This window comes from Micromonospora sp. NPDC023633 (genome assembly GCF_040640035.1).
In the GTDB taxonomy this organism is placed as follows: domain Bacteria; phylum Actinomycetota; class Actinomycetes; order Mycobacteriales; family Micromonosporaceae; genus Micromonospora.
The window spans coordinates 43,675-64,617 of record NZ_JBFABB010000029.1 but is presented as its reverse complement, the minus strand read 5'-3'; the positions used below and the strand labels follow the sequence as shown (position 1 = coordinate 64,617).

The window sequence follows — 20,943 nt, the reverse complement described above, 5'->3', positions numbered from 1 at the left end:
CGCGCCGCGTCCGCAGGGCGGGACGCGGCGGGCACCGCACGGCGGCGGCCACCGGGCGTGACAGACTGACCGCTGTGTTGCGCTGGTTGACTGCAGGGGAATCGCACGGTCCCGCCCTCGTCGCGATGCTCGAGGGCGTGCCCGCCGGCATCGAGGTGACCACCGGGGAGATCGCCGGTGAGCTGGCCCGGCGCCGGCTCGGCTATGGCCGGGGCGCGCGGATGTCGTTCGAGCAGGACGAGGTCGAGATCATCGGCGGGCTCCGGCACGGGGTGACCCTCGGCAGCCCGGTCGCGATCCGCGTCGGCAACTCCGAGTGGCCCAAGTGGCGCACCGTCATGGCCGCCGACCCGGTCGACGCGGAGGAACTGGCCAGCCAGGCCCGCAACGCGCCGCTCACCCGCCCCCGTCCGGGGCACGCCGACCTGGCCGGCATGCAGAAGTACGGCCACACCGACGCCCGGCCGATCCTGGAACGGGCCAGCGCGCGGGAGACCGCCGCCCGGGTCGCCGTCGGCACGGTCGCCAAGGCGCTGCTCCGGCAGGCCCTCGGCATCGAGATCGTCTCGCACGTGGTGGAGCTGGGCCCGGTCGCCGCCAAGCCCGGGCTCCGCCCGGCGCCCGCCGACGCCGCGCGCATCGACGCCGACCCGCTGCGCTGCCTCGACCCCGAGGCCAGCGCCCGGATGGTCGCCGAGGTCGACGCCGCGAAGAAGGCCGCCGACACCCTGGGCGGCGTGGTCGAGGTGCTGGCGTACGGGGTGCCGCCGGGCCTGGGCAGCCACGTGCAGTGGGACCGCAAGCTCGACGCCCGGCTCGCGACCGCCCTGATGTCGATCCAGGCGATCAAGGGCGTGGAGATCGGGGACGGCTGGCAGCAGGCGCGCTCCCGCGGCTCCGAGGCGCACGACGAGATCATTCCCAGCGCCACCGGCGTGCGTCGGGTCACCGACCGCGCCGGCGGGCTGGAGGGCGGCATCACCACCGGCGAGCCGCTGCGGGTGAAGGCCGCGATGAAGCCGATCTCGTCGCTGAACCGGGCCCTGGCGACGGTGGACGTCACCACCGGCGAGCCGGCCACCGCGATCAACCAGCGCTCGGACGTCTGCGCCGTGCCCGCCGCGGCCGTCGTCGCCGAGGCGATGGTGGCGCTGGTGCTGGCCGAGGCCGCCACCGAGAAGTTCGGCGGCGACTCGGTCGCCGAGATCCGCCGCAACCTGGCCGGCTACCTCGACGCGCTGGTGATCCGGTGAGCGCGGGCCGGCGGGCGGGGCGCGCGGCCGGCCGGCGGTGCCGCTGATGGCGCCGGTCTGCGTGCTGGTCGGGGCGCCCGGCTCCGGCAAGACCACGGTGGGGCTTGCGTTGGCGGAGCTGCTCGGCGTGGAGTTCCGCGACACCGACCTGGATATCGTGCGGCTGGCCGGCAAGCCGATCCCGGAGATCTTCATCGACGAGGGTGAGGACCACTTCCGTACCCTCGAACGGGCGGCCGTGGCCGCGGGGCTGGCCTCGTGCGAAGGCGTGCTTGCCCTCGGCGGCGGCGCGATCCTCGCCGAGGAGAACCGCGCGGCCCTGGTCGGGCACTTCGTGGTGTACCTCTCCGTCGAGCTCTCCGACGCGGTGAAGCGGGTCGGGCTCGGCGCGGGCCGTCCGCTGCTGGCGATCAACCCCCGGGCGACGCTGAAGTACCTGCTGGACCAGCGCCGCCCGCTCTACGCCGAGGTGGCCACCGCGACGGTCGTCACCGACGGGAAATCCCCGGCGGAGATCGCCGCCGAGGTCGCGGCGCTCCTGAAGCGCTGAGCCACCGCCGGCCGCCGAAGCACTGGAGCGGGGGCGCGGCGCGTCCGGTCCGGACACACCGCGCCCCGCCGGTCGTCAGGTGCTGGCGATGCGGTCGAGCACGTCGGCCAGGCCCTTCGGCTCGCTGAGCATCGGCCAGTGCCCGGTGGGCAGCGCGTGCAGTTGGCCGCCGGCCAGCCCGGCGAAGAACGGGTGGCCCTGCGCGATCATGTCCTCGACCACCCCGAGCGGGAAGGTGCTGGCCACCAGCGCCGTCGGCACCGCGCGCCCGCCGGTGCGGCGCACCGGGTCGGTGGCGGCGCGCAGCGGGTGGGCCGTGGCGCGCCGCCGCAGCAGCGCGAGCGCGGCGGGATCCAGCCCGGCCAGGTTCTCCGGGTCCTCCGCCGGGTCGAACGCGGGCGGCGGCAGCAGGTGCCCGTCGCCGATCTCGGCGCGCAGCCGCTCCTGCTCCTCGGGCGGGTTGCTGTCGAACTGAGACATGCCGTCCGGCATCGGCCCGCTCTCCACGTAGACCACCCGGGCGATCCGGTCCGGGACGCGGTCCGCCGCCTGGGTCACCGGCAGCCCGCCGCCCGAGTGCCCCACCAGCACCACGTCGTGCAGGTCCTCCACCTCGATCAACCGGACGATGTCGGTGGTGTGCGTCTCCAGTCCCACCTCCGGGCCGGCGAGGTGGGCGCGCTCGGCCACCCCGGTCAGCGTCACCGGATGGACCTCGTGGCCCTGCCCGCGCAGCGCCGCGGTCACCTCGCGCCACGCCCAACCGCCCAGCCAGAAGCCCGGCACCAGCACGAACGTCGCCATCTGCGACCTCCCTCTCTCGTCCGGGGATACCGTACGATCGAATCCGGACGTTTTCCGCCCGCTTTACAGGAGTGGTCCGTGTCACATCCCGCCGCCCGGGTGCTCGGCATGCTCGAACTGCTCCAGAGCCACCACCGGCTCACCGGGGCGGAACTTGCCCGCCGGCTCGGGGTGGACGGGCGCACGGTGCGCCGCTACGCCGCGACCCTGGCCGAGCTGGGCATCCCGGTGACCGCCGAGCGGGGCCGCCACGGCGGCTACCGGCTGCGCCCCGGCTACAAGCTGCCGCCGCTGATGCTCACCGACGACGAGGCCGTCGCCGTGCTGCTCGGTCTGGTCGCCGCCGAGCGGCTCGGGCTGGGCACCGAGGAGCCGGCGACCGCGACCGCGCTGGCCAAGATCCGCCGGGTGCTGCCGCCCACCCTGGGTGACCGCCTCGCCGCGGTGCAGGAGCACCTCGGCTTCACCCTGCGCCGGTCCGCGTCGCAGGCCCGGCCGGCGACCGGGACGCTGCTCACGCTCGGCGCCGCCGCGCGGCAGCGGCGCCGGGTGCGGCTGGACCACCGCTCCTTCTCCGGCGCGGCGACCCGCCGGGAGCTCGACCCGTACGGGCTGGTCTTCCACGCCGGCCGGTGGTACGTCACCGGCCACGACCACCTGCGCGGGGAGGTGCGCACGTTCCGGCTGGACCGGATCGGCGAGGTGGAGCCGGGGGAGGAGAACTTCACCGTCCCCGACGGCTTCGACCCGGTGGCCCAGGTGACCCGTTCGCTGGCCCGTGTCCCGTACGCCCACGACGTCGAGGTGCTGCTGGAGACCGACCTGGCCGCCGCCCGACGCCGCCTGCCGCCGAGCGTGGCCGAGCTGACCGCGACCGCCGACGGCGTGCTGCTGCGCGCCCGCGCGGAGCACCTGGGCGGGATGGCCCAGCTGCTCGCCGGGCTGGGCTGCCCGTTCACCGTCCTGCGTCCCGACGCCCTGCGCGGCGAGGTCGCCGAGCACGCCCGCCGGCTGGCCGACTGGGCCGCCCGGGCGCCCGGGTGATCCGACCGCGCCCGGGGTCGGCCCGCGCCGCCCGGGGTCGGCCCGGCGCGAGCGGGGTGGCCACGAAGTGGACAGTTCCCGCCCGGCACCGGGCGGCTGGACTAGGCTGCCGGCGATGGACGAGGTGACCCGGATCCCGGTCGGCGGCGAGCGCCCGTACGACGTGCTGGTGGGACGCGACCTGCTCGACGCGCTGCCCGGGCTGCTGCCGGACGCGACGCGGGTGGCGGTGCTGCACGCGCACCCGCTCAAGGAAGTGGCCGACGCGATCGGCGGGCGGCTGCGCGCGGCTGGCGTCGCGCCGCTGCTGATCGAGGTGCCGGACGCCGAGGCGGGTAAGCGCATCGACGTGGCGGCGACCTGCTGGGACCGGCTGGGCGAGGCCGGTTTCACCCGTACCGACGCGGTGGTGGGCGTCGGTGGTGGCGCGGTGACCGACCTGGCCGGCTTCGTCGCGGCCTGCTGGCTGCGCGGGGTGCGCTGGGTGCCGGTGGCGACCTCGCTGCTGGGCATGGTCGACGCGGCGGTGGGTGGCAAGACCGGGATCAACACCGCCGCCGGCAAGAACCTGGTCGGGGCGTTCCACCCGCCGGTCGGCGTCCTCGCCGACCTGGCGACGCTGGACAGCCTCCCGCGGGCCGACCTGGCCGCCGGCCTGGCCGAGGTGGTCAAGTGCGGCTTCATCGCCGACCCGGTGATCCTCGACCTGGTGGAAGGGGACCGGGCCGCGGCCACCGACCCGACCGGCCCGGTGACCCGCGAGCTGATCGAGCGGGCGATCCGGGTGAAGTCCGATGTGGTCTCGGGCGACCTGCGCGAGTCGGGTGTGCGGGAGGTGCTCAACTACGGCCACACCCTGGCCCACGCGATCGAGAAGGCGGAGGGCTACCGCTGGCGGCACGGTCACGCGGTGTCGGTCGGCGTCGTCTACGCCGGCGAGCTGGCCCGGCTGGCCGGCCGGCTGGACGCCCCGACCGCGGAGCGGCACCGGACGGCCATGGCGGCGCTCGGCCTGCCCACCAGCTACCGGGCCGAGGCCTGGCCCGGACTGCTCGCCACGATGCGGGTGGACAAGAAGGCCCGGGGCAGCCAGCTGCGTTTCGTGGTGCTGGACGGGCTGGCCCGGCCGACGATCCTGGAGGGCCCGGACGACGAGCTGCTGGAGGCGGCCTACCGCGAGGTGGCCGCGTGAAGGTCCACGTGCTCAACGGGCCGAACCTCGGCCGGCTCGGCAGCCGACAGCCGGACGTCTACGGGGCGACGAGCTACGCCGACCTGGTGACGCTCTGCGAGTCGACCGGGCGGGAGCTCGGCCTGGACGTGATGGTCCGGCAGACCGACGCCGAGCACGAGTTGCTGGGCTGGCTGCACGCCGCCGCCGACGAGGGCGCCGCCGTGGTGCTCAACCCCGCCGCCTGGTCGCACTACTCGTACGCGGTCCGGGACGCCTGCGCCATGCTGCGCGGGCCGCTCGTCGAGGTGCACATCTCCAACATCCACGCTCGCGAGGAGTTCCGGCACCACTCCGTGGTGTCGGCGGTGGCGACCGGGGTGATCTGTGGCCTCGGCGTCGACGGCTACCGCCTGGCCCTGCACCATCTGGCCGCCCGCCGCCGCTGACCGCCGCCCGCCGCCCGCCGACCGGGTGCCGTCACACTGGGTAACCTTTATCTCCGTCACGGTAGGTCACCGGCCTCGCGGCTCCCGCTCCCTGCCCTTCGGGTGCTTTGCTCTGCAGCCGGATCCGCACCAGCGGCCTGGCCTGCGGCTTTGTCGTGGGCGGCGAAGCGTCGCCAGGGCGGGAATGTCACCGTGGGTGAGTGGTGCGTCCGCGGCTGCAGAGCAAAGGGAGCGCGGGGGTTCCCGTCTGGGACGTGTGGGGATGTGCGGAGGGTGACGTCCGGCGCGTCCGGTCGCCAGGAACCTCGCGACCTCGCCGGGCCGGATGGGCCGTCGCGAGCGGCGACGGGGAGCGCCGCGTCGCGGGCGGCGAGCAGCGGCAGCGAGCAGCGGCGGGAAGCGGCGGCGCGCGGGCGGCGACCAGCGGCAGGGAGCGGCGGTGGGGAGCGCCGCGTGGGGGCGGGGAGCGGCGGCGGGGAGCGTCGCGTGCGGGTGGCGGACAGCGGCGGGCAGCGGCGTCCGGCGCAACTAGTAGACTTGCCAGGTCTGTCCGCCAATTGATGATCAAGGCAGGAAATGGCCACCACCAACGACCTGAAGAACGGCCTGGTACTCAACCTCGACGGAGAGCTCTGGGCCGTCGTGGAGTTCCAGCACGTCAAGCCCGGTAAGGGTGGTGCGTTCGTGCGTACCACGCTGAAGAACGTGCTGTCCGGCAAGGTGGTCGACAAGACCTTCAACGCGGGCACCAAGGTCGAGACCGCGACCGTGGACAAGCGCACCATGCAGTACCTCTACGCCGACGGCGAGGACTACGTCTTCATGGATCTGGAGACGTTCGACCAGATCACCGTGCCCGAGGCCACCGTCGGCGAGGCGGCGAACTACCTGCTGCCCGAGGCCGAGGCGACCGTGGCCACCCACGAGAGCGTCCCGCTCTACATCGAGCTGCCGACCAGCGTCGTGCTGGAGGTCACCTACACCGAGCCGGGCCTGCAGGGCGACCGGTCGACCGGCGGCAACAAGCCGGCCACCGTCGAGACCGGCGCGACCGTGCAGGTGCCGCTCTTCATCACCACCGGCGAGAAGATCAAGGTCGACACCCGCGACGGCCGTTACCTCGGCCGCGCCTGATGGCCGAGGGTCCCAAGCAGCAGATGCCGGCGCGCCGCAAGGCGCGCAAGCGGGCGCTGGACGTGCTCTTCGAGGCCGACCTGCGGAACCGTCCGCCGGTCGAGGTGCTCGCCGGCTACATCGAGCGGATCGAGAAGCCCCGACCCGAGCACCTGGGATACGCGGTGAGCCTGGTCGAGGGTGTCGCCGCCCACCTCGACCGGATCGACGAGGTGATCGCCAGCTACGCCGAGGGGTGGACGCTGGACCGGATGCCGGCGGTCGACCGCAACCTCGCCCGGATCGCGGTCTACGAGCTGCTCTACGTCGACGAGATCGACGACGCGGTGGCCATCAGCGAGGCCGTCGAGCTGGCCCGGCAGATGTCGACCGACGACTCGCCGCGCTTCCTCAACGGCATCCTCGGCCGCATCGCCGAGTACGCCACCCGCTGACGCGGCGCACGTCACACCCGACGTGCGTCACACCGGCGGGTGACGGCGGGCGGGGACCGCGACCCGAACGACCGAACGACGACGAGGGCCCGTGCCGTCCGGCACGGGCCCTCGTCGTCGGGGTCAGCTGGCGAAGAACGCCCGCGGGTCGGCGACCAGCACACCGTGCTCGGTGAGCCGCTCGATCAGGCCGGACGGCGAGGCGTCGTAGACGATCGCGAGCGCGCGCAGGTCGTCGGCGCGGATGGAGAGCACGCGGCCGTTGTAGTCACCGCGCTGCTGCTGGATGGCGCGCGCGTACCGGGCGACGTAGGCCAGGTCCTCGGAGGCCTCGTCGTACAGCCGCTCCAGGTCCAGGACGATCTTGCTGGTCGGCTCGTGGCGAACCCCGCTGCCGTCGGGCAGCAGTTCGGAGACGGGTACGCGGTAGAAGTCGGCCAGCTCCGCCAGGCGCGACACCGTGACGGCGCGGTCGCCGCGCTCGTAGGAGCCGACCACCACCGCCTTCCACCGCCCGTTCGACTTCTCCTCCACGCCCTGCAGGGAGAGGCCCTGCTGCTGGCGGATGGAGCGCAGGCGGGCGCCCAGAGACTTGGCGTATTCAGAGGGCATTAAACACTCCCAGTGCTGCTCGGGGTTCTCCCAGGGGTCGCTACGGAGCGTGACGGTACGGGGATTGGTACAACTGGTCAAGTGGTCGTGACCTTACCGTTGGGATCACCGGGGGAGTTGTCCGCTTTTCACCGGGCTGACCGGGGGGTCAGCGGCCGGCGGCGGTCAGCGCGGTGACCACTGGTAACGTGGCGGGAAGCCCCGGTCCGGGCCGCTCGCGTCCCGGTGCCGGCATCCGACGTCCTTTAACGACCCGTCCCGTGAGGCGGGGAAGGAGGTCCGCCGTGGCCTACCCAACGGCTGCCCAGTCGCCGCCGCCGCGACAACCCTCGGTGAAGGTGATCCTCGCCAGCGCCGACGTCCAGCGCGTGGTCGACCGCATCGCCCACCAGATCCTGGAGAAGACCCAGGGCGCCGAGAACACGGTGCTGCTCGGCATCCCCACCCGGGGCGCCCCGCTCGCGAAGCGGCTCGCCGCCCGGATCAGCACCTTCGAGGACGTGACCGTCCCGGTCGGCGTGCTCGACATCACCCTCTACCGCGACGACCTGCGCCGGCACGCCACCCGCGCGGTCGGGCCGACCCAGGTGCCGCCCGGCGGCATCGACGGCAAGCGGGTCGTCCTCGTCGACGACGTGCTCTTCTCCGGCCGCACCGTGCGGGCCGCGCTCGACGCGCTCAACGACGTGGGGCGGCCGGCGTCCGTCCAGCTCGCCGTCCTGGTCGACCGCGGCCACCGCGAGCTGCCGATCCGCGCCGACTACGTCGGCAAGAACATCCCGACCTCGCTGGCGGAGAGCGTGAAGGTCACCCTGGCGGAGACCGACGGCGTCGACGAGGTCAAGTTGTACGGGGAGACCAGCCAGTGATCCGCCACCTGCTCTCCGGCGCCGACCTGGACGCCGCCACCGCCACCGAGATCCTGGACACGGCCGCCGAGATGGCCACCGTCGCCGGCCGGGAGGTCAAGAAGCTGCCCGCGCTGCGCGGACGCACCGTGGTCAACCTCTTCTACGAGGACTCCACGCGGACCCGGATCTCCTTCGAGGCGGCGGCGAAGCGGCTCAGCGCCGATGTGATCAACTTTTCGGCCAAGGGCTCCAGCGTGACCAAGGGCGAGAGTCTGAAGGACACCGCGCTGACCCTCCAGGCGATGGGGGCCGACGCGGTGGTCGTCCGGCACCCCGCCTCCGGCGCCCCGCACCGGCTCGCCGACTGGGTCGACGGCTCGGTGGTCAACGCCGGTGACGGCACCCACGAGCACCCCACCCAGGCGCTGCTCGACGCGTACACGATGCGCTCCCGGCTGGGGCGGCTGGCCGGCCTGTCGGTCGCGGTGGTCGGGGACGTCCTGCACAGCCGGGTGGCCCGCTCCAACGTCCTGCTGCTGTCCACGCTCGGCGCCAAGGTGACCCTGGTCGGGCCGCCGACGCTGATCCCCGTCCACATCGCGCAGGCGCTCGCGCCCGGCACCGACGTCTCCTACGACCTCGACGCGGTGCTGCCGCAGTCGGACGTGGTGATGATGCTGCGGGTGCAGCGGGAGCGGATGAACGCCTCCTACTTCCCGTCCGCCCGCGAGTACGCCCGCCGCTACGGCCTGGACGGCCCGCGGATGCGCCGGCTGCCCGAGCACACGATCGTCATGCACCCCGGCCCGATGAACCGGGGGATGGAGATCACGCCCGAGGTCGCCGACTCGCCCCGCTCCACCATCGTCGAACAGGTCGCCAACGGGGTCTCCGTGCGGATGGCCGTCCTCTACCTGCTGCTCGGGGGGAACAACCGGTGAGCTCGTACCTGATCTTGAACGTGAGCGTCGTCGGCGCCGCGCCGACCGACGTGCTGATCCGCGACGGCGTCGTCGCGGCCGTCGGCGCCGGGCTGACCGCGCCGGAGGCGACCGTCGTCGACGGCACCGGGCTGGTCGCCCTGCCCGGCCTCGTCGACCTGCACACCCACCTGCGCGAGCCGGGCCGGGAGGACGCCGAGACCGTCGAGTCGGGGTCCCGGGCGGCGGCGCTCGGCGGCTACACGGCGGTCTGCGCGATGGCCAACACCTCGCCGGTGGCCGACACCGCCGGCGTGGTCGAGCAGGTCTGGCGGCTGGGCCGCGAGGCCGGGCTGGTGGACGTGCAGCCGATCGGGGCGGTCACCGTCGGCCTGGCCGGCGAGCACCTCGCCGAGCTGGGCGCGATGGCCGACTCTGCGGCCCGGGTGCGGATCTTCTCCGACGACGGGCACTGCGTCGCCGACCCGAGGCTCATGCGCCGGGCGCTGGAGTACGTGAAGGCGTTCGACGGGATCATCGCCCAGCACGCCGAGGAGCCCCGGCTCACCGAGGGCGCGCAGATGCACGAGGGCGAGGTCTCGACCCGGCTCGGCCTGACCGGTTGGCCGGCGGTCGCCGAGGAGGCGATCATCGCCCGGGACGTGCTGCTCGCCGAGCACGTCGGCAGCCGCCTGCACGTGTGCCACGTCTCCACCGCCGGCAGCGTCGAGGTGCTGCGCCAGGCCAAGGCCCGGGGCGTCCGGGTCACCGCCGAGGTCACCCCGCACCACCTGCTGCTCACCGACTCCCGGGCCGAGACCTACGACCCGGTCTACAAGGTCAACCCGCCGCTGCGTACCGCGACCGATGTCGCCGCGCTGCGGGCGGCCCTGGTCGAGGGCGTGATCGACATCGTCGCCACCGACCACGCCCCGCACGCGGTGGAGGACAAGGAGTGCGAGTGGGCGTACGCCCGGCCGGGCATGCTCGGCCTGGAGACGGCGCTGTCGATCGCCCTCGACGTGCTCGGCCCGCAGTGGGACCTGATCGCCGAGCGGATGTCGCGCACCCCGGCCCGGATCGCCGGGCTGGAGGGGCACGGCCTCGACCCGGCGCCCAACGTGCCGGCGAACCTGACCCTGGTCGACCCGGCCGCCCGCCGCACCATCGAGCCGGCGGAGCTGGCCAGCCGTAGCCGCAACACCCCGTACGCCCGCATGACGCTGCCGGGTCGCATCGTGGCGACCTTCCTGCGCGGCGAGCCGACGGTTCTGGACGGAAAGGCCCTCAAGTGACCCGCAGACAATCGGCGATCCTCGTCCTGGAGGACGGGCGGACGTTCCACGGCGAGGCCTACGGCAGCGTCGGGGAGACCTTCGGCGAGGCGGTCTTCAACACCGGCATGACCGGCTACCAGGAGACGCTGACCGACCCGTCCTACCACCGTCAGGTGGTGGTGCAGACCGCCCCGCACATCGGCAACACCGGCGTCAACGGCGAGGACGACGAGTCCGGCCGGATCTGGGTCGCCGGCTACGTGGTCCGCGACCCGGCCCGGATCGGCTCGAACTGGCGGGCCACCGGCGGGCTGGAGGAGCGGCTGGCCGCCGAGGGCGTGGTCGGCGTCAGCGGCGTGGACACCCGGGCGCTGACCCGGCACCTGCGCGAGCGCGGCGCGATGCGGGTCGGCATCTCCAGCGTCGAGACCGATCCCCGGGCGCTGCTGGCCCGGGTGCGGCAGGCCCCGGAGATGGCCGGCGCAGACCTGTCCGCCGAGGTCACCACGGCGAAGCCGTACGTGGTGGCGGCCGAGGGCGAGCACCGCTTCACGGTCGCCGCGTTGGACCTGGGCATCAAGCGCAACGTCCCGCGCCGGCTCGCCGCCCGCGGGGTCACCACCCACGTGCTGCCGGCCGGCTCCACCATCGACGACCTGCTCGCCACCGGCGCGGACGCGGTCTTCCTCTCGCCCGGCCCGGGCGACCCGGCCACTGCCGACGGGCCGGTGGCCCTGGCGCGGGAGGTGCTGCGCCGGCGGGTGCCGCTGTTCGGCATCTGCTTCGGCAGCCAGATCCTCGGCCGGGCGCTGGGCTTCGGCACGTACAAGCTCGGCTACGGCCACCGGGGGATCAACCAGCCGGTGCTCGACCGGGTCACCGGCAAGGTCGAGGTGACCAGCCACAACCACGGCTTCGCGGTCGAGGTCCCCGGCGCGGGCCACGGCGCGGTCGTACCCGATGCGGTGATCGAGACCGAGTTCGGTGGCGTCCAGGTCAGTCACGTCTGCCTCAATGACAACGTGGTCGAGGGGCTGCGGGCCAAGGACGTGCCCGCCTTCACCGTCCAGTACCACCCGGAGGCGGCGGCCGGTCCGCACGACGCGGACTACCTCTTCGACCGCTTCGCCGAGCTGATCGAGGGCCGGACCCAGAGCGAGGGGCGCACACATGCCTAAGCGGACCGATCTGAAGCACATCCTGGTGATCGGCTCCGGGCCGATCGTGATCGGGCAGGCCTGCGAGTTCGACTACTCCGGCACCCAGGCCTGCCGGGTGCTGCGCAGCGAGGGGATCCGGGTCAGCCTGGTCAACTCGAACCCGGCGACGATCATGACGGACCCCGAGTTCGCCGACGCCACGTACGTCGAGCCGATCACCCCGGAGTTCGTCGAGCTGGTGATCGCCAAGGAGCGCCCCGACGCGATCCTGCCCACCCTCGGTGGGCAGACCGCGCTGAACACGGCCGTCGCCCTGCACGAGGCCGGCGTGCTGGAGAAGTACGGCGTGGAGCTGATCGGCGCCAACATCGAGGCGATCAACCGCGGCGAGGACCGGCAACTGTTCAAGGACATCGTCGCCAAGGCCGGCGTACGCCTGGGTCTCGACGACCCGGCGGGCCTGGTGCCCCGCTCCCGGGTCTGCCACTCGATGGCGGAGGTCGAGGCCACGGTCGACGAGCTGGGCCTGCCGGTGGTGATCCGGCCGTCGTTCACCATGGGCGGCCTCGGCTCCGGCATGGCGCACACCCCGGAGGACCTGGCCCGTATCGCCGGGGACGGGCTGGCCGCCAGCCCCGTGCACGAGGTGCTCATCGAGGAGAGCGTGCTCGGCTGGAAGGAGTACGAGCTCGAACTGATGCGCGACCGGCACGACAACGTCGTGGTGGTCTGCTCGATCGAGAACGTCGACCCGATGGGCGTGCACACCGGCGACAGCGTCACCGTCGCCCCGGCCATGACGCTCACCGACCGCGAGTACCAGCAGCTGCGCGACCTGGGCATCGCGGTGCTGCGCGAGGTCGGGGTGGACACCGGCGGCTGCAACATCCAGTTCGCCGTCAACCCGGCCGACGGCCGGATCGTGGTGATCGAGATGAACCCCCGCGTGTCCCGGTCGTCGGCGCTGGCCTCCAAGGCCACCGGCTTCCCGATCGCGAAGATCGCCGCGAAGCTGGCCATCGGCTACACCCTCGACGAGATCCCCAACGACATCACCCTGAAGACCCCGGCGGCGTTCGAGCCGACCCTGGACTACGTGGTGGTGAAGATCCCCCGGTTCGCGTTCGAGAAGTTCCCGGGCGCGGACCCGGAGCTGACCACCACGATGAAGTCCGTCGGCGAGGCGATGAGCCTCGGCCGCAACTTCAGCGAGGCGCTGAACAAGGCGATGCGCTCGCTGGAGACGAAGGCGACCGGCTTCTGGACCCAGCCGGACCCGGCCGGCGCGACGAAGGAGAACACCCTCGCCGCGCTGCGGATGCCGCACGACGGCCGGCTCTACACCGTCGAGCGGGCGCTGCGCCTCGGCGCGTCGATCGCCGAGGTCACCGCCGCGTCCGGCGGGATCGACCCCTGGTTCCTGGACCAGATCGCCGCCCTCGTCGAGCTGCGCGCGGAGATCGTGGACGCCCCGGTGCTCGACGCCGAGCTGCTGCGCCGGGCCAAGCGGGCCGGCCTGTCGGACCGGCAGCTGGCCGCGCTGCGCCCGGAGCTGGCCGCCGAGGACGGCGTACGGACGCTGCGGCACCGCCTCGACGTCCGCCCGGTCTACAAGACGGTGGACACCTGCGCCGCCGAGTTCGAGGCGACCACGCCCTACCACTACTCGACGTACGACCAGGAGACGGAGGTCGTGCCGTCGGCCCGGCCGAAGGTGATGATCCTGGGCTCCGGGCCGAACCGGATCGGCCAGGGCATCGAGTTCGACTACTCCTGCGTGCACGCGGTACAGGCGTTGCGCAGCGCGCCCCTCGGCGGGGCGGCGGGCTCCGGCTACGAGACCGTGATGGTCAACTGCAACCCGGAGACCGTCTCCACCGACTACGACACCGCCGACCGGCTCTACTTCGAGCCCCTCACCTTCGAGGACGTGCTGGAGGTCTGGCACGCCGAGGACTCCTCCGGCAGGGCGGCCGGCGGGCCGGGCGTGGTCGGGGTGATCGTGCAGCTCGGCGGGCAGACGCCGCTGGGCCTGGCGCAGCGGCTGAAGGACGCGGGCGTGCCGGTCGTCGGCACCTCCCCGGAGTCGATCCACCTGGCCGAGGAGCGGGGCGCGTTCGGGGCGGTGCTGGCCCGGGCCGGGCTGCGCGCCCCGGCGCACGGCATGGCGACCTCGTACGACGAGGCGAAGGCGATCGCCGACGAGATCGGCTACCCGGTGCTGGTCCGGCCGTCGTACGTGCTGGGCGGGCGGGGCATGGAGATCGTCTACGACGACGCCACGCTGCGTGACTACATCGGGCGGGCCACCGAGATCTCGCCGGACCACCCGGTGCTGGTCGACCGCTTCCTCGACGACGCCATCGAGATCGACGTGGACGCGCTCTGCGACGCCGACGGCGAGGTCTACCTCGGCGGGGTGATGGAGCACATCGAGGAGGCCGGCATCCACTCCGGCGACTCGTCCTGCGCGCTGCCGCCGATCACCCTGGCGGGCTCGCACGTGGCCCAGGTGCGCCGTTACACCGAGGCGATCGCCCGGGGCGTCGGCGTGCGCGGCCTGCTCAACGTGCAGTACGCGCTGAAGGACGACATGCTCTACGTGCTGGAGGCGAACCCGCGCGCGTCCCGGACGGTGCCCTTCGTCTCCAAGGCGACGGCGGTGCCGCTGGCGAAGGCGGCGGCCCGCATCGCGCTGGGCGCCACCATCGCCGAGTTGCGCGCCGAGGGGCTGCTCCCGGCCACCGGGGACGGCGGCTCGCTGCCGGCCGGCGCCCCGATCGCGGTCAAGGAGGCGGTGCTGCCGTTCAAGCGGTTCCGCACCCCCACCGGCAAGGGCGTGGACTCGCTGCTCGGCCCGGAGATGAAGTCCACGGGCGAGGTGATGGGCATCGACGTCGCCTTCGGGCACGCCTTCGCCAAGTCGCAGTCGGCCGCGTACGGCTCGCTGCCGACCGCCGGGAAGATCTTCGTCTCGGTCGCCAACCGGGACAAGCGCGGCATGATCTTCCCGATCAAGCGCCTGGCCGACCTGGGTTTCGAGATCGTCGCCACCACCGGCACGGCGGAGGTGCTGCGCCGGCACGGCATCGCCTGCGAGCAGATCCGCAAGCACTACGAGTCCGGCGGGGGCGAGGACGCGGTGTCGCTGATCCTCGGCGGCGCCGTGGCGCTGGTGATCAACACTCCGCAGGGCTCGGGCGCGAGCGCCCGTTCCGACGGCTACGAGATCCGCAGCGCCGCCGTCACGGCGGACATCCCGTGCATCACCACGGTGCCGGGCGCGGCGGCGGCGGTGATGGGCATCGAGGCGCGGATCCGGGGCGACATGCAGGTCCGCCCGCTCCAGGAACTGCACGCCGCCCTGCGGGCCGCCGAGTGACCGCCCCGGCGAGCGCGCGGTGATGTTCGAACGGGTCGTGCGGCCCGGGCTGTTCCGGATCGGGGGCGGGGACGCTGAGGCCGCGCACGAGTGGACGCTGCGCCGGCTGGCGGGGCTCTCCCGCCGGCCGGCGGCCCTGGCCGTGCTGCGGGCCCGCTACGCCGTCCGCGCGCCGCGCACCGTCTTCGGCGTCGAGTTCCCCAACCCGGTCGGGCTCGCCGCCGGGATGGACAAGGACGGCGCGGCGCTGCCCGCCTGGCCCGCGCTGGGCTTCGGCTTCGTGGAGGTCGGCACGGTCACCGCCCACCCGCAGCCGGGCAACCCCCGGCCCCGGCTGTTCCGGCTGCGCGACAGCGAGGCCGTGGTGAACCGGATGGGCTTCAACAACGCCGGCGCCGAGGCCCTCGCGGCCCGGCTCGCCGCGCTGCCCCGCCCGCTCGGGGTGCCGCTGGGCATCTCGCTGGGCAAGTCCAAGGTGACCCCGCTGGACGAGGCGGTGGCGGACTACCTCGCCTCGTACCGCGCGCTGCGCGGGCACGGCGACTACTTCGCGGTCAACGTCTCCTCGCCGAACACCCCGGGTCTGCGCTCCCTGCAGGACAGGGCGCACCTGGACGCCATCCTGGCGGCGCTGGTGGGGGAGAAGCCGGTGCTGGTGAAGATCGCGCCGGACCTCACCGAGCCGGCGATCGCCGAGCTGCTGGAGGTCTGCCTGGCCCGGGGCGCCGCCGGGGTGATCGCCACCAACACCACGCTCGCCCGCGACGGCATCGCCCCGGCCGACCGGGCGCGCGGCGCGGAGACCGGCGGCCTCTCGGGCCGACCGCTCGCCGACCGCGCCCGCGAGGTGGTCGCCTTCGTGCACCGGGAGGCCGGCGGCCGGCTGCCGGTGATCGGCGTCGGGGGCATCGTGGACCCGGACGACGCGGCCCGCATGTTCGACGCCGGCGCCGCCCTGGTCCAGCTCTACACCGGCTTCATCTACCGCGGGCCGGCCCTGGTCCGCGCCGCCGTCCGCGCCGCGAGGACGGGCGGGTGACCCCCGAGGAGATCCTGGCCGCCGACCGGGCGCACGTCTGGCACCCGTACGCGGCCCTGCCGCCGGCCAGCGCGCCCTACGTGGTGCAGAGCGCGGCGGGCGTACGGCTGCGGCTGGCCGACGGCCGGGAGCTGGTCGACGGGATGTCGTCGTGGTGGGCGGCGATCCACGGCTACCGGCACCCGGTGCTCGACGCGGCGGTGACCGACCAGCTCGGTCGGATGAGCCACGTGATGTTCGGCGGGCTCACCCACGCCCCGGCGGTCCGCCTGGCGGCCACCCTGGTCGAGCTGGCCCCGGACGGGCTGGAGCACGTCTTCCTGGCCGACTCCGGCTCGGTCGGCGTCGAGGTCGCGGTCAAGATGTGCCTGCAGTACCAGCGGGCCGCCGGCCGGCCGGAGCGCCGCCGGCTGGGCACCTGGCGGGGCGGCTACCACGGCGACACGTTCCACCCGATGAGCGTCTGCGACCCCGAGGGCGGCATGCACCACCTCTGGGGCGACGTGCTGCCCCGGCAGGTCTTCGCCCCCGTGCCGCCCGGCGGCTTCGACACCCCGCCCGATCCGGCCTACGAGGCGGCGCTGGTCGAGGCGGTCGAGCGGCACGCCCACGAGCTGGCCGCGGTCGTCGTGGAGCCGGTGGTCCAGGGCGCCGGCGGGATGCGCTTCCACCACCCGCACTACCTGCGGGTGCTGCGCGAGGTGACCCGGGCGCACGGGGTGCTGCTGATCTTCGACGAGATCGCCACCGGCTTCGGCCGGACGGGCGCCATGTTCGCCGCCGAGCACGCCGGGGTGGCGCCCGACGTGATGTGCGTGGGCAAGGCGCTCACCGGCGGGTACCTCACCCTGGCCGCCACGCTCTGCACGGCGGAGGTGGCCCGGGGCATCTCCGCTGGCGGGGTGCTGGCGCACGGGCCGACGTTCATGGGCAACCCGCTGGCCTGCGCGGTCGCCAACGCCTCCCTCGGCCTGCTGCGGGCCGGGGACTGGGCGGGGCAGGTGGCGAGGGTGCAGGCGGGCCTGCGGGCCGGCCTGGAGCCGTTGCGCGGCGCGCCGGGGGTGGCCGACGTGCGGGTGCTCGGCGCGATCGGCGTGGTCCAGCTCGACCACGAGGTGGACCTGCCCGCCGCCACCGCCGCCGCGGTCGCCGAGGGGGTCTGGCTGCGGCCGTTCCGCGACCTCGTCTACACCATGCCGCCGTACGTCACCGACGACGCCGACCTGGCCCGGATCGCCGCCGGGGTCGCCGCCGCGGTGCGGGCCGGCTGAGCCGCCGGTCACGGTCCGGCGGGAGTACGCGGGCGGCGCGCGCCGCCCGCGACAGGAGCGCGCCCCGGCGGTGGACGCCCCCGGGGCGCCGAGGAGAGGGAGAGAACCGGATGGAGAGCTTCGGCGCCCGCCTGCACCGGGCCGTCACCGAGCGGGGGCCGCTCTGCGTCGGCATCGACCCGCACCCGGGGCTGCTGGCCCGCTGGGGGCTCGACGACGACGTCCGCGGGCTTGACCGGTTCGCCCGGACGGTCGCGGAAGCCCTCGGTGACCGGGTCGCGGTGGTCAAGCCCCAGTCGGCCTTTTTCGAGCGGTTCGGCTCGAAAGGTATGGCGATTCTAGAGTCAACTATCCGACAGTTGCGCGATGCCGGCTCGCTCGTTCTGTTGGACGTCAAGCGTGGCGACATCGGCTCGACCGTCGCCGCGTACGCCTCGGCGTACCTCGACCCATCCAGCCCGGTCCATGTGGACGCGGTGACGGCGAGCCCGTACCTCGGCGTCGGCGCGCTCGCGCCGATGTTCGAACTGGCCGCCGAGCACGGCGGCGGGGTCTTCGTGCTGGCGCTCACGTCCAACCCCGAGGGCGCGGCCGTGCAGCGCGCGCGCACCGCCGACGGACGCACCGTCGCGCAGGCCGTCATCGACGAGATTTCCCAGCTCAACGCGGGTGCGCAGCCGCTCGGCAGCGTCGGGCTGGTGGTCGGCGCGACCATCGGTGACACCGGTCACGACCTGTCCGCGGTGAACGGTCCGCTGCTCGCCCCGGGCCTCGGGGCGCAGGGTGCCACCGCGGCGGATCTGCGCGTCGTCTTCGGCTCCGCCCTGCCCGCGGTGCTGCCCTCGTACTCCCGCGAGGTGCTGGGCGCGGGCCCTGATCCGGACGCGCTGCGGGCCGCCGCCGACCGGGCCCTGACCGACTGCCGGGCCGCCCTCGCCGCTGGAGCCTGACTGACGGCTCGGTCACCTTTTGCGAAGATCATCGCGCGCCCACGTTGCCGAATGCGCCGTCTACCGCTAGTTTTCCCCGCGCTGGGAACCACGGACCCCTTGGTTCACAGCGACACCACGTTTCACAGATGCGGCGGTGCGTCCCGCCCGTCGCGATAGGGACCTGAGGAGAACTGGTGCCGCTCCCGTCACTGACCCCCGAACAGCGCGCTGCCGCGCTGGAGAAGGCCGCGGAGATCCGCAAGGCCCGTGCTGAGCTGAAGGAGCAGCTCAAGCAGGGCAAGACCACCCTCGGAGCCGTCCTCGAGCGTGCCGAGTCCGACGACGTCGTCGGCAAGCTCAAGGTCTCCGCCGTGCTGCAGGCGATGCCGGGTATCGGCAAGATCCGGGCCACCCAGATCATGGAGAAGCTCAAGATCGCCGACAGCCGTCGCCTGCGTGGCCTCGGCGAGCAGCAGCGCAAGGCACTGCTTGGAGAGTTCGCCGCCAACTGAGGCTGGCTGCGTGTAGAAACAAGCAGTGAGCACGGATGACGAGGCGCGCCCGGCGGCTCGGCTCACTGTCCTGACGGGGCCTTCGGGCTCCGGCACGGAGAGTGTCGTCGAGCGCGTCCGGGCGCGTTCTCCGTCCGTCTGGGTCCCGGTGCCGGCCACCACGCGCCCGCGCCGGGAGCGCGAGCTGGACGGCGTCGACCGGCTCTTCCTGACCCCCGCCGAGTTCGACCGGATGGTCGCCGCCGGGGAGCTGCTGGAGTGGAGCCGCGCCGGGCCCCACCGGCGCGGTACCCCCCTCGAACCGCTGCGGTCCCGGCTCGCCGCCGGTCAGCCGGTGCTGATCGGCCTCGACCTCGCCGGCGCGCTGCTGGTCCGGGCGGTGCTGCCCGACGCCCGGCTGGTGCTGCTGCACCCGCCGGGGACCGTCCCCCCGCAGGTCACGCCGGCCGCCTTCGAACACACCCTCGCGCACGACCTCACCGGGCGGGTCGTCGACGAGCTGGTAGGCTTGTCCGGTTCTTCTTTCCTGGCTCCGGCGCCACCGCACGTGCGCGGTTGACCGCCAGCACCGCCGCGCGCGGTGCGATAGACGCAGAGGTTAATTCGTGGGATCCATCGCAAACCCCGAAGGCATCACCAACCCGCCGATCGACGAGCTTCTCGAGAAGACGACCTCGAAGTACGCGCTGGTGATCTTCGCCGCCAAGCGCGCACGCCAGGTCAACGCCTACTACAGCCAGCTCGGTGAGGGTCTGCTGGAATACGTCGGCCCGCTGGTCGAGACCACGCCCCAGGAGAAGCCGCTCTCCATCGCGATGCGCGAGATCAACGCGGGCCTGCTCACCGCCGAGCCGACCGACCAGCCGTAACCCGCCGCGCGTCGATGTCCCCCCGGATCGTCCTCGGGGTCGGCGGTGGCATCGCCGCCTACAAGGCGTGCGAGCTGCTGCGACTCTTCACCGAGTCGGGCCACCAGGTCCGGGTCGTGCCGACCGCGTCGGCGTTGCGCTTCGTCGGGGCCCCGACCTGGGCCGCGCTCTCCGGCCAGCCCGTCGCCGACGACGTCTGGTCGGACGTGCACGAGGTGCCGCACGTCCGGCTCGGCCAGCAGGCCGACCTGGTGGTGGTCGCGCCGGCCACGGCCGACCTGCTGGCCAAGGCCGCCCACGGCCTCGCCGACGACCTGCTCACCAACACGCTGCTGACCGCCCGCTGTCCGGTGGTGCTGGCCCCGGCCATGCACACCGAGATGTGGGAGCACCCGGCCACCGTCGCCAACGTCGCGACGCTGCGCTCCCGGGGCGTGCGCGTCGTCGAGCCCGCCGTCGGCCGGCTCACCGGGGCGGACACCGGCAAGGGCCGGCTGCCAGACCCGGCGGAGATCTTCGCGGTCGCCCGCCGGGCGCTGGCCCGGGGCGTCGGGGCCCCCGCCGACCTGGCCGGGCGGCACGTGGTGGTGACCGCCGGCGGCACCCGCGAGCCCCTCGACCCGGTCCGCTTCCTGGGCAACCGCTCCTCGGGCAAGCAGGGCTACGCCTTCGCCCGCTGCGCGGTGGCCAGGGGTGCCCGGGTCACCCTGATCTCGGCCAACGTCTCGCTGCCCGATCCCGCCGGCGTCGACCTGGTCCGGGTCGGCACCACGGGCGAGCTGCGCGCCGCCACGCTGGCGGCGGCCGCCGAGGCCGACGCGGTGGTGATGGCGGCGGCTCCGGCCGATTTCCGTCCCGCGACCTACGCGCCTGGCAAAATCAAGAAGTCGGACGACGGCAGCGCGCCCACCATCGAGCTCGTCACCAACCCGGACATCGCGGCCGAGCTGGGCCGGCGTCGTCGCCCGGAGCAGGTGCTGGTGGTGTTCGCCGCGGAGACGGGCGACGCCGAGGCCAACGGCCGGGCCAAGCTCGCCCGCAAGCGGGCGGACCTCGTCGTGATCAACGAGGTCGGGCCCGACAAGGTCTTCGGCGCCGAGACCAATGCGGCGACGGTCATCGGCGCGGACGGTTCGGTCAGCCGGATGCCCGAACGGTCCAAGGAGGACCTCGCCGACGGCGTCTGGGATCTCGTGGTGGCCCGGTTGCTTAACCGTTCCTGACGGCTGGAACCGGGCACGACCGAAGGGGCCAGGCTCTGACGCGGATGACTAGACTG

21 protein-coding genes are annotated in these 20,943 nt (G+C 73.7%); 19 read left to right on the top strand and 2 right to left on the bottom strand.

From position 1 onward, the window contains the following. Window positions 1-74: 74 nt before the first annotated feature. Window positions 75-1,253 (top strand): chorismate synthase, encoded by a 1,179-nt coding sequence (gene aroC, locus AB0G13_RS12210; protein ID WP_357872629.1) that lies wholly within the window; start codon window positions 75-77, stop codon window positions 1,251-1,253. A gap of 46 nt (window positions 1,254-1,299) precedes the next feature. After that, entirely contained in the window at window positions 1,300-1,803 is a 504-nt protein-coding gene (locus AB0G13_RS12205) for a shikimate kinase (RefSeq protein ID WP_357872615.1), read from the top strand. A gap of 75 nt (window positions 1,804-1,878) precedes the next feature. Here the strand turns inward: AB0G13_RS12205 and AB0G13_RS12200 are convergent, their stop codons facing one another. Continuing rightward, complete coding sequence (locus AB0G13_RS12200; protein ID WP_357872612.1) at window positions 1,879-2,607, bottom strand: alpha/beta fold hydrolase; 729 nt, start codon at window positions 2,605-2,607, stop codon at window positions 1,879-1,881. Window positions 2,608-2,685: 78 nt separating this feature from the next. Between AB0G13_RS12200 and AB0G13_RS12195 the strand changes: the two genes are divergently transcribed. The 5 genes from AB0G13_RS12195 (at window position 2,686) to nusB (ending at window position 6,839) form a co-directional block, all read left to right on the top strand. Then, window positions 2,686-3,651: a YafY family protein gene (locus AB0G13_RS12195; RefSeq protein ID WP_357872610.1), complete on the top strand. Its 966-nt coding sequence runs from the start codon at window positions 2,686-2,688 to the stop codon at window positions 3,649-3,651. A gap of 115 nt (window positions 3,652-3,766) precedes the next feature. After that, the gene (gene aroB, locus AB0G13_RS12190; protein ID WP_357872607.1) at window positions 3,767-4,843 is read left to right on the top strand and encodes a 3-dehydroquinate synthase; all 1,077 of its coding nucleotides are present in this window, start codon (window positions 3,767-3,769) and stop codon (window positions 4,841-4,843) included. Beyond that, the gene (gene aroQ / locus AB0G13_RS12185) at window positions 4,840-5,271 is read left to right on the top strand and encodes a type II 3-dehydroquinate dehydratase (protein ID WP_357872605.1); all 432 of its coding nucleotides are present in this window, start codon (window positions 4,840-4,842) and stop codon (window positions 5,269-5,271) included. The genes aroB and aroQ overlap by 4 nt, the downstream gene beginning before the upstream one ends. A gap of 576 nt (window positions 5,272-5,847) precedes the next feature. After that, window positions 5,848-6,405 (top strand): elongation factor P, encoded by a 558-nt coding sequence (gene efp / locus AB0G13_RS12180; protein WP_357872602.1) that lies wholly within the window; start codon window positions 5,848-5,850, stop codon window positions 6,403-6,405. Window positions 6,406-6,428: 23 nt separating this feature from the next. After that, a complete protein-coding gene (gene nusB / locus AB0G13_RS12175; protein WP_357872626.1) occupies window positions 6,429-6,839 on the top strand; it encodes a transcription antitermination factor NusB in 411 nt (136 codons plus the stop codon). Window positions 6,840-6,962: 123 nt separating this feature from the next. On the opposite strand, the gene AB0G13_RS12170 is transcribed toward nusB, so the two are convergent. Then, window positions 6,963-7,451 (bottom strand): helix-turn-helix domain-containing protein, encoded by a 489-nt coding sequence (locus AB0G13_RS12170; protein WP_013285505.1) that lies wholly within the window; start codon window positions 7,449-7,451, stop codon window positions 6,963-6,965. Window positions 7,452-7,735: 284 nt separating this feature from the next. On the opposite strand from AB0G13_RS12170, the gene pyrR reads away from it, so the two are divergent. The 12 genes from pyrR (at window position 7,736) to coaBC (ending at window position 20,887) form a co-directional block, all read left to right on the top strand. Beyond that, window positions 7,736-8,320, top strand: a complete 585-nt coding sequence (gene pyrR, locus AB0G13_RS12165; protein WP_357872599.1) for a bifunctional pyr operon transcriptional regulator/uracil phosphoribosyltransferase PyrR — start codon at window positions 7,736-7,738, stop codon at window positions 8,318-8,320. Then, window positions 8,317-9,243, top strand: coding sequence for an aspartate carbamoyltransferase catalytic subunit (locus tag AB0G13_RS12160; RefSeq protein ID WP_357872596.1), 927 nt, complete (start codon window positions 8,317-8,319; stop codon window positions 9,241-9,243). The genes pyrR and AB0G13_RS12160 overlap by 4 nt, the downstream gene beginning before the upstream one ends. After that, on the top strand, window positions 9,240-10,517 hold the full coding sequence (locus AB0G13_RS12155) for a dihydroorotase (RefSeq protein WP_357872593.1): 1,278 nt from the start codon (window positions 9,240-9,242) through the stop codon (window positions 10,515-10,517). Before AB0G13_RS12160 ends, AB0G13_RS12155 begins: the two co-directional genes overlap by 4 nt. Beyond that, window positions 10,514-11,677: a glutamine-hydrolyzing carbamoyl-phosphate synthase small subunit gene (gene carA, locus AB0G13_RS12150; protein WP_357872590.1), complete on the top strand. Its 1,164-nt coding sequence runs from the start codon at window positions 10,514-10,516 to the stop codon at window positions 11,675-11,677. Before AB0G13_RS12155 ends, carA begins: the two co-directional genes overlap by 4 nt. Further along, window positions 11,670-15,041, top strand: coding sequence for a carbamoyl-phosphate synthase large subunit (gene carB / locus AB0G13_RS12145; RefSeq protein WP_357872587.1), 3,372 nt, complete (start codon window positions 11,670-11,672; stop codon window positions 15,039-15,041). Before carA ends, carB begins: the two co-directional genes overlap by 8 nt. 19 nt (window positions 15,042-15,060) lie before the next feature. Further along, window positions 15,061-16,080, top strand: coding sequence for a quinone-dependent dihydroorotate dehydrogenase (locus AB0G13_RS12140; RefSeq protein ID WP_357872583.1), 1,020 nt, complete (start codon window positions 15,061-15,063; stop codon window positions 16,078-16,080). Beyond that, window positions 16,077-17,351: an adenosylmethionine--8-amino-7-oxononanoate transaminase gene (locus tag AB0G13_RS12135; protein WP_357872580.1), complete on the top strand. Its 1,275-nt coding sequence runs from the start codon at window positions 16,077-16,079 to the stop codon at window positions 17,349-17,351. Before AB0G13_RS12140 ends, AB0G13_RS12135 begins: the two co-directional genes overlap by 4 nt. Window positions 17,352-17,461: 110 nt before the next feature. Then, window positions 17,462-18,301: an orotidine-5'-phosphate decarboxylase gene (gene pyrF / locus AB0G13_RS12130; protein ID WP_357872578.1), complete on the top strand. Its 840-nt coding sequence runs from the start codon at window positions 17,462-17,464 to the stop codon at window positions 18,299-18,301. 176 nt (window positions 18,302-18,477) lie between these two features. Then, window positions 18,478-18,795, top strand: a complete 318-nt coding sequence (gene mihF / locus AB0G13_RS12125; RefSeq protein ID WP_007458370.1) for an integration host factor, actinobacterial type — start codon at window positions 18,478-18,480, stop codon at window positions 18,793-18,795. Between the two features lie 25 nt (window positions 18,796-18,820). Continuing rightward, window positions 18,821-19,354 (top strand): guanylate kinase, encoded by a 534-nt coding sequence (locus tag AB0G13_RS12120; protein ID WP_357872575.1) that lies wholly within the window; start codon window positions 18,821-18,823, stop codon window positions 19,352-19,354. A gap of 46 nt (window positions 19,355-19,400) precedes the next feature. After that, on the top strand, window positions 19,401-19,664 hold the full coding sequence (rpoZ, locus tag AB0G13_RS12115; protein WP_007075826.1) for a DNA-directed RNA polymerase subunit omega: 264 nt from the start codon (window positions 19,401-19,403) through the stop codon (window positions 19,662-19,664). A gap of 14 nt (window positions 19,665-19,678) precedes the next feature. Next, window positions 19,679-20,887 (top strand): bifunctional phosphopantothenoylcysteine decarboxylase/phosphopantothenate--cysteine ligase CoaBC, encoded by a 1,209-nt coding sequence (gene coaBC, locus AB0G13_RS12110; RefSeq protein WP_357872572.1) that lies wholly within the window; start codon window positions 19,679-19,681, stop codon window positions 20,885-20,887. Window positions 20,888-20,943 lie beyond the last annotated feature (56 nt).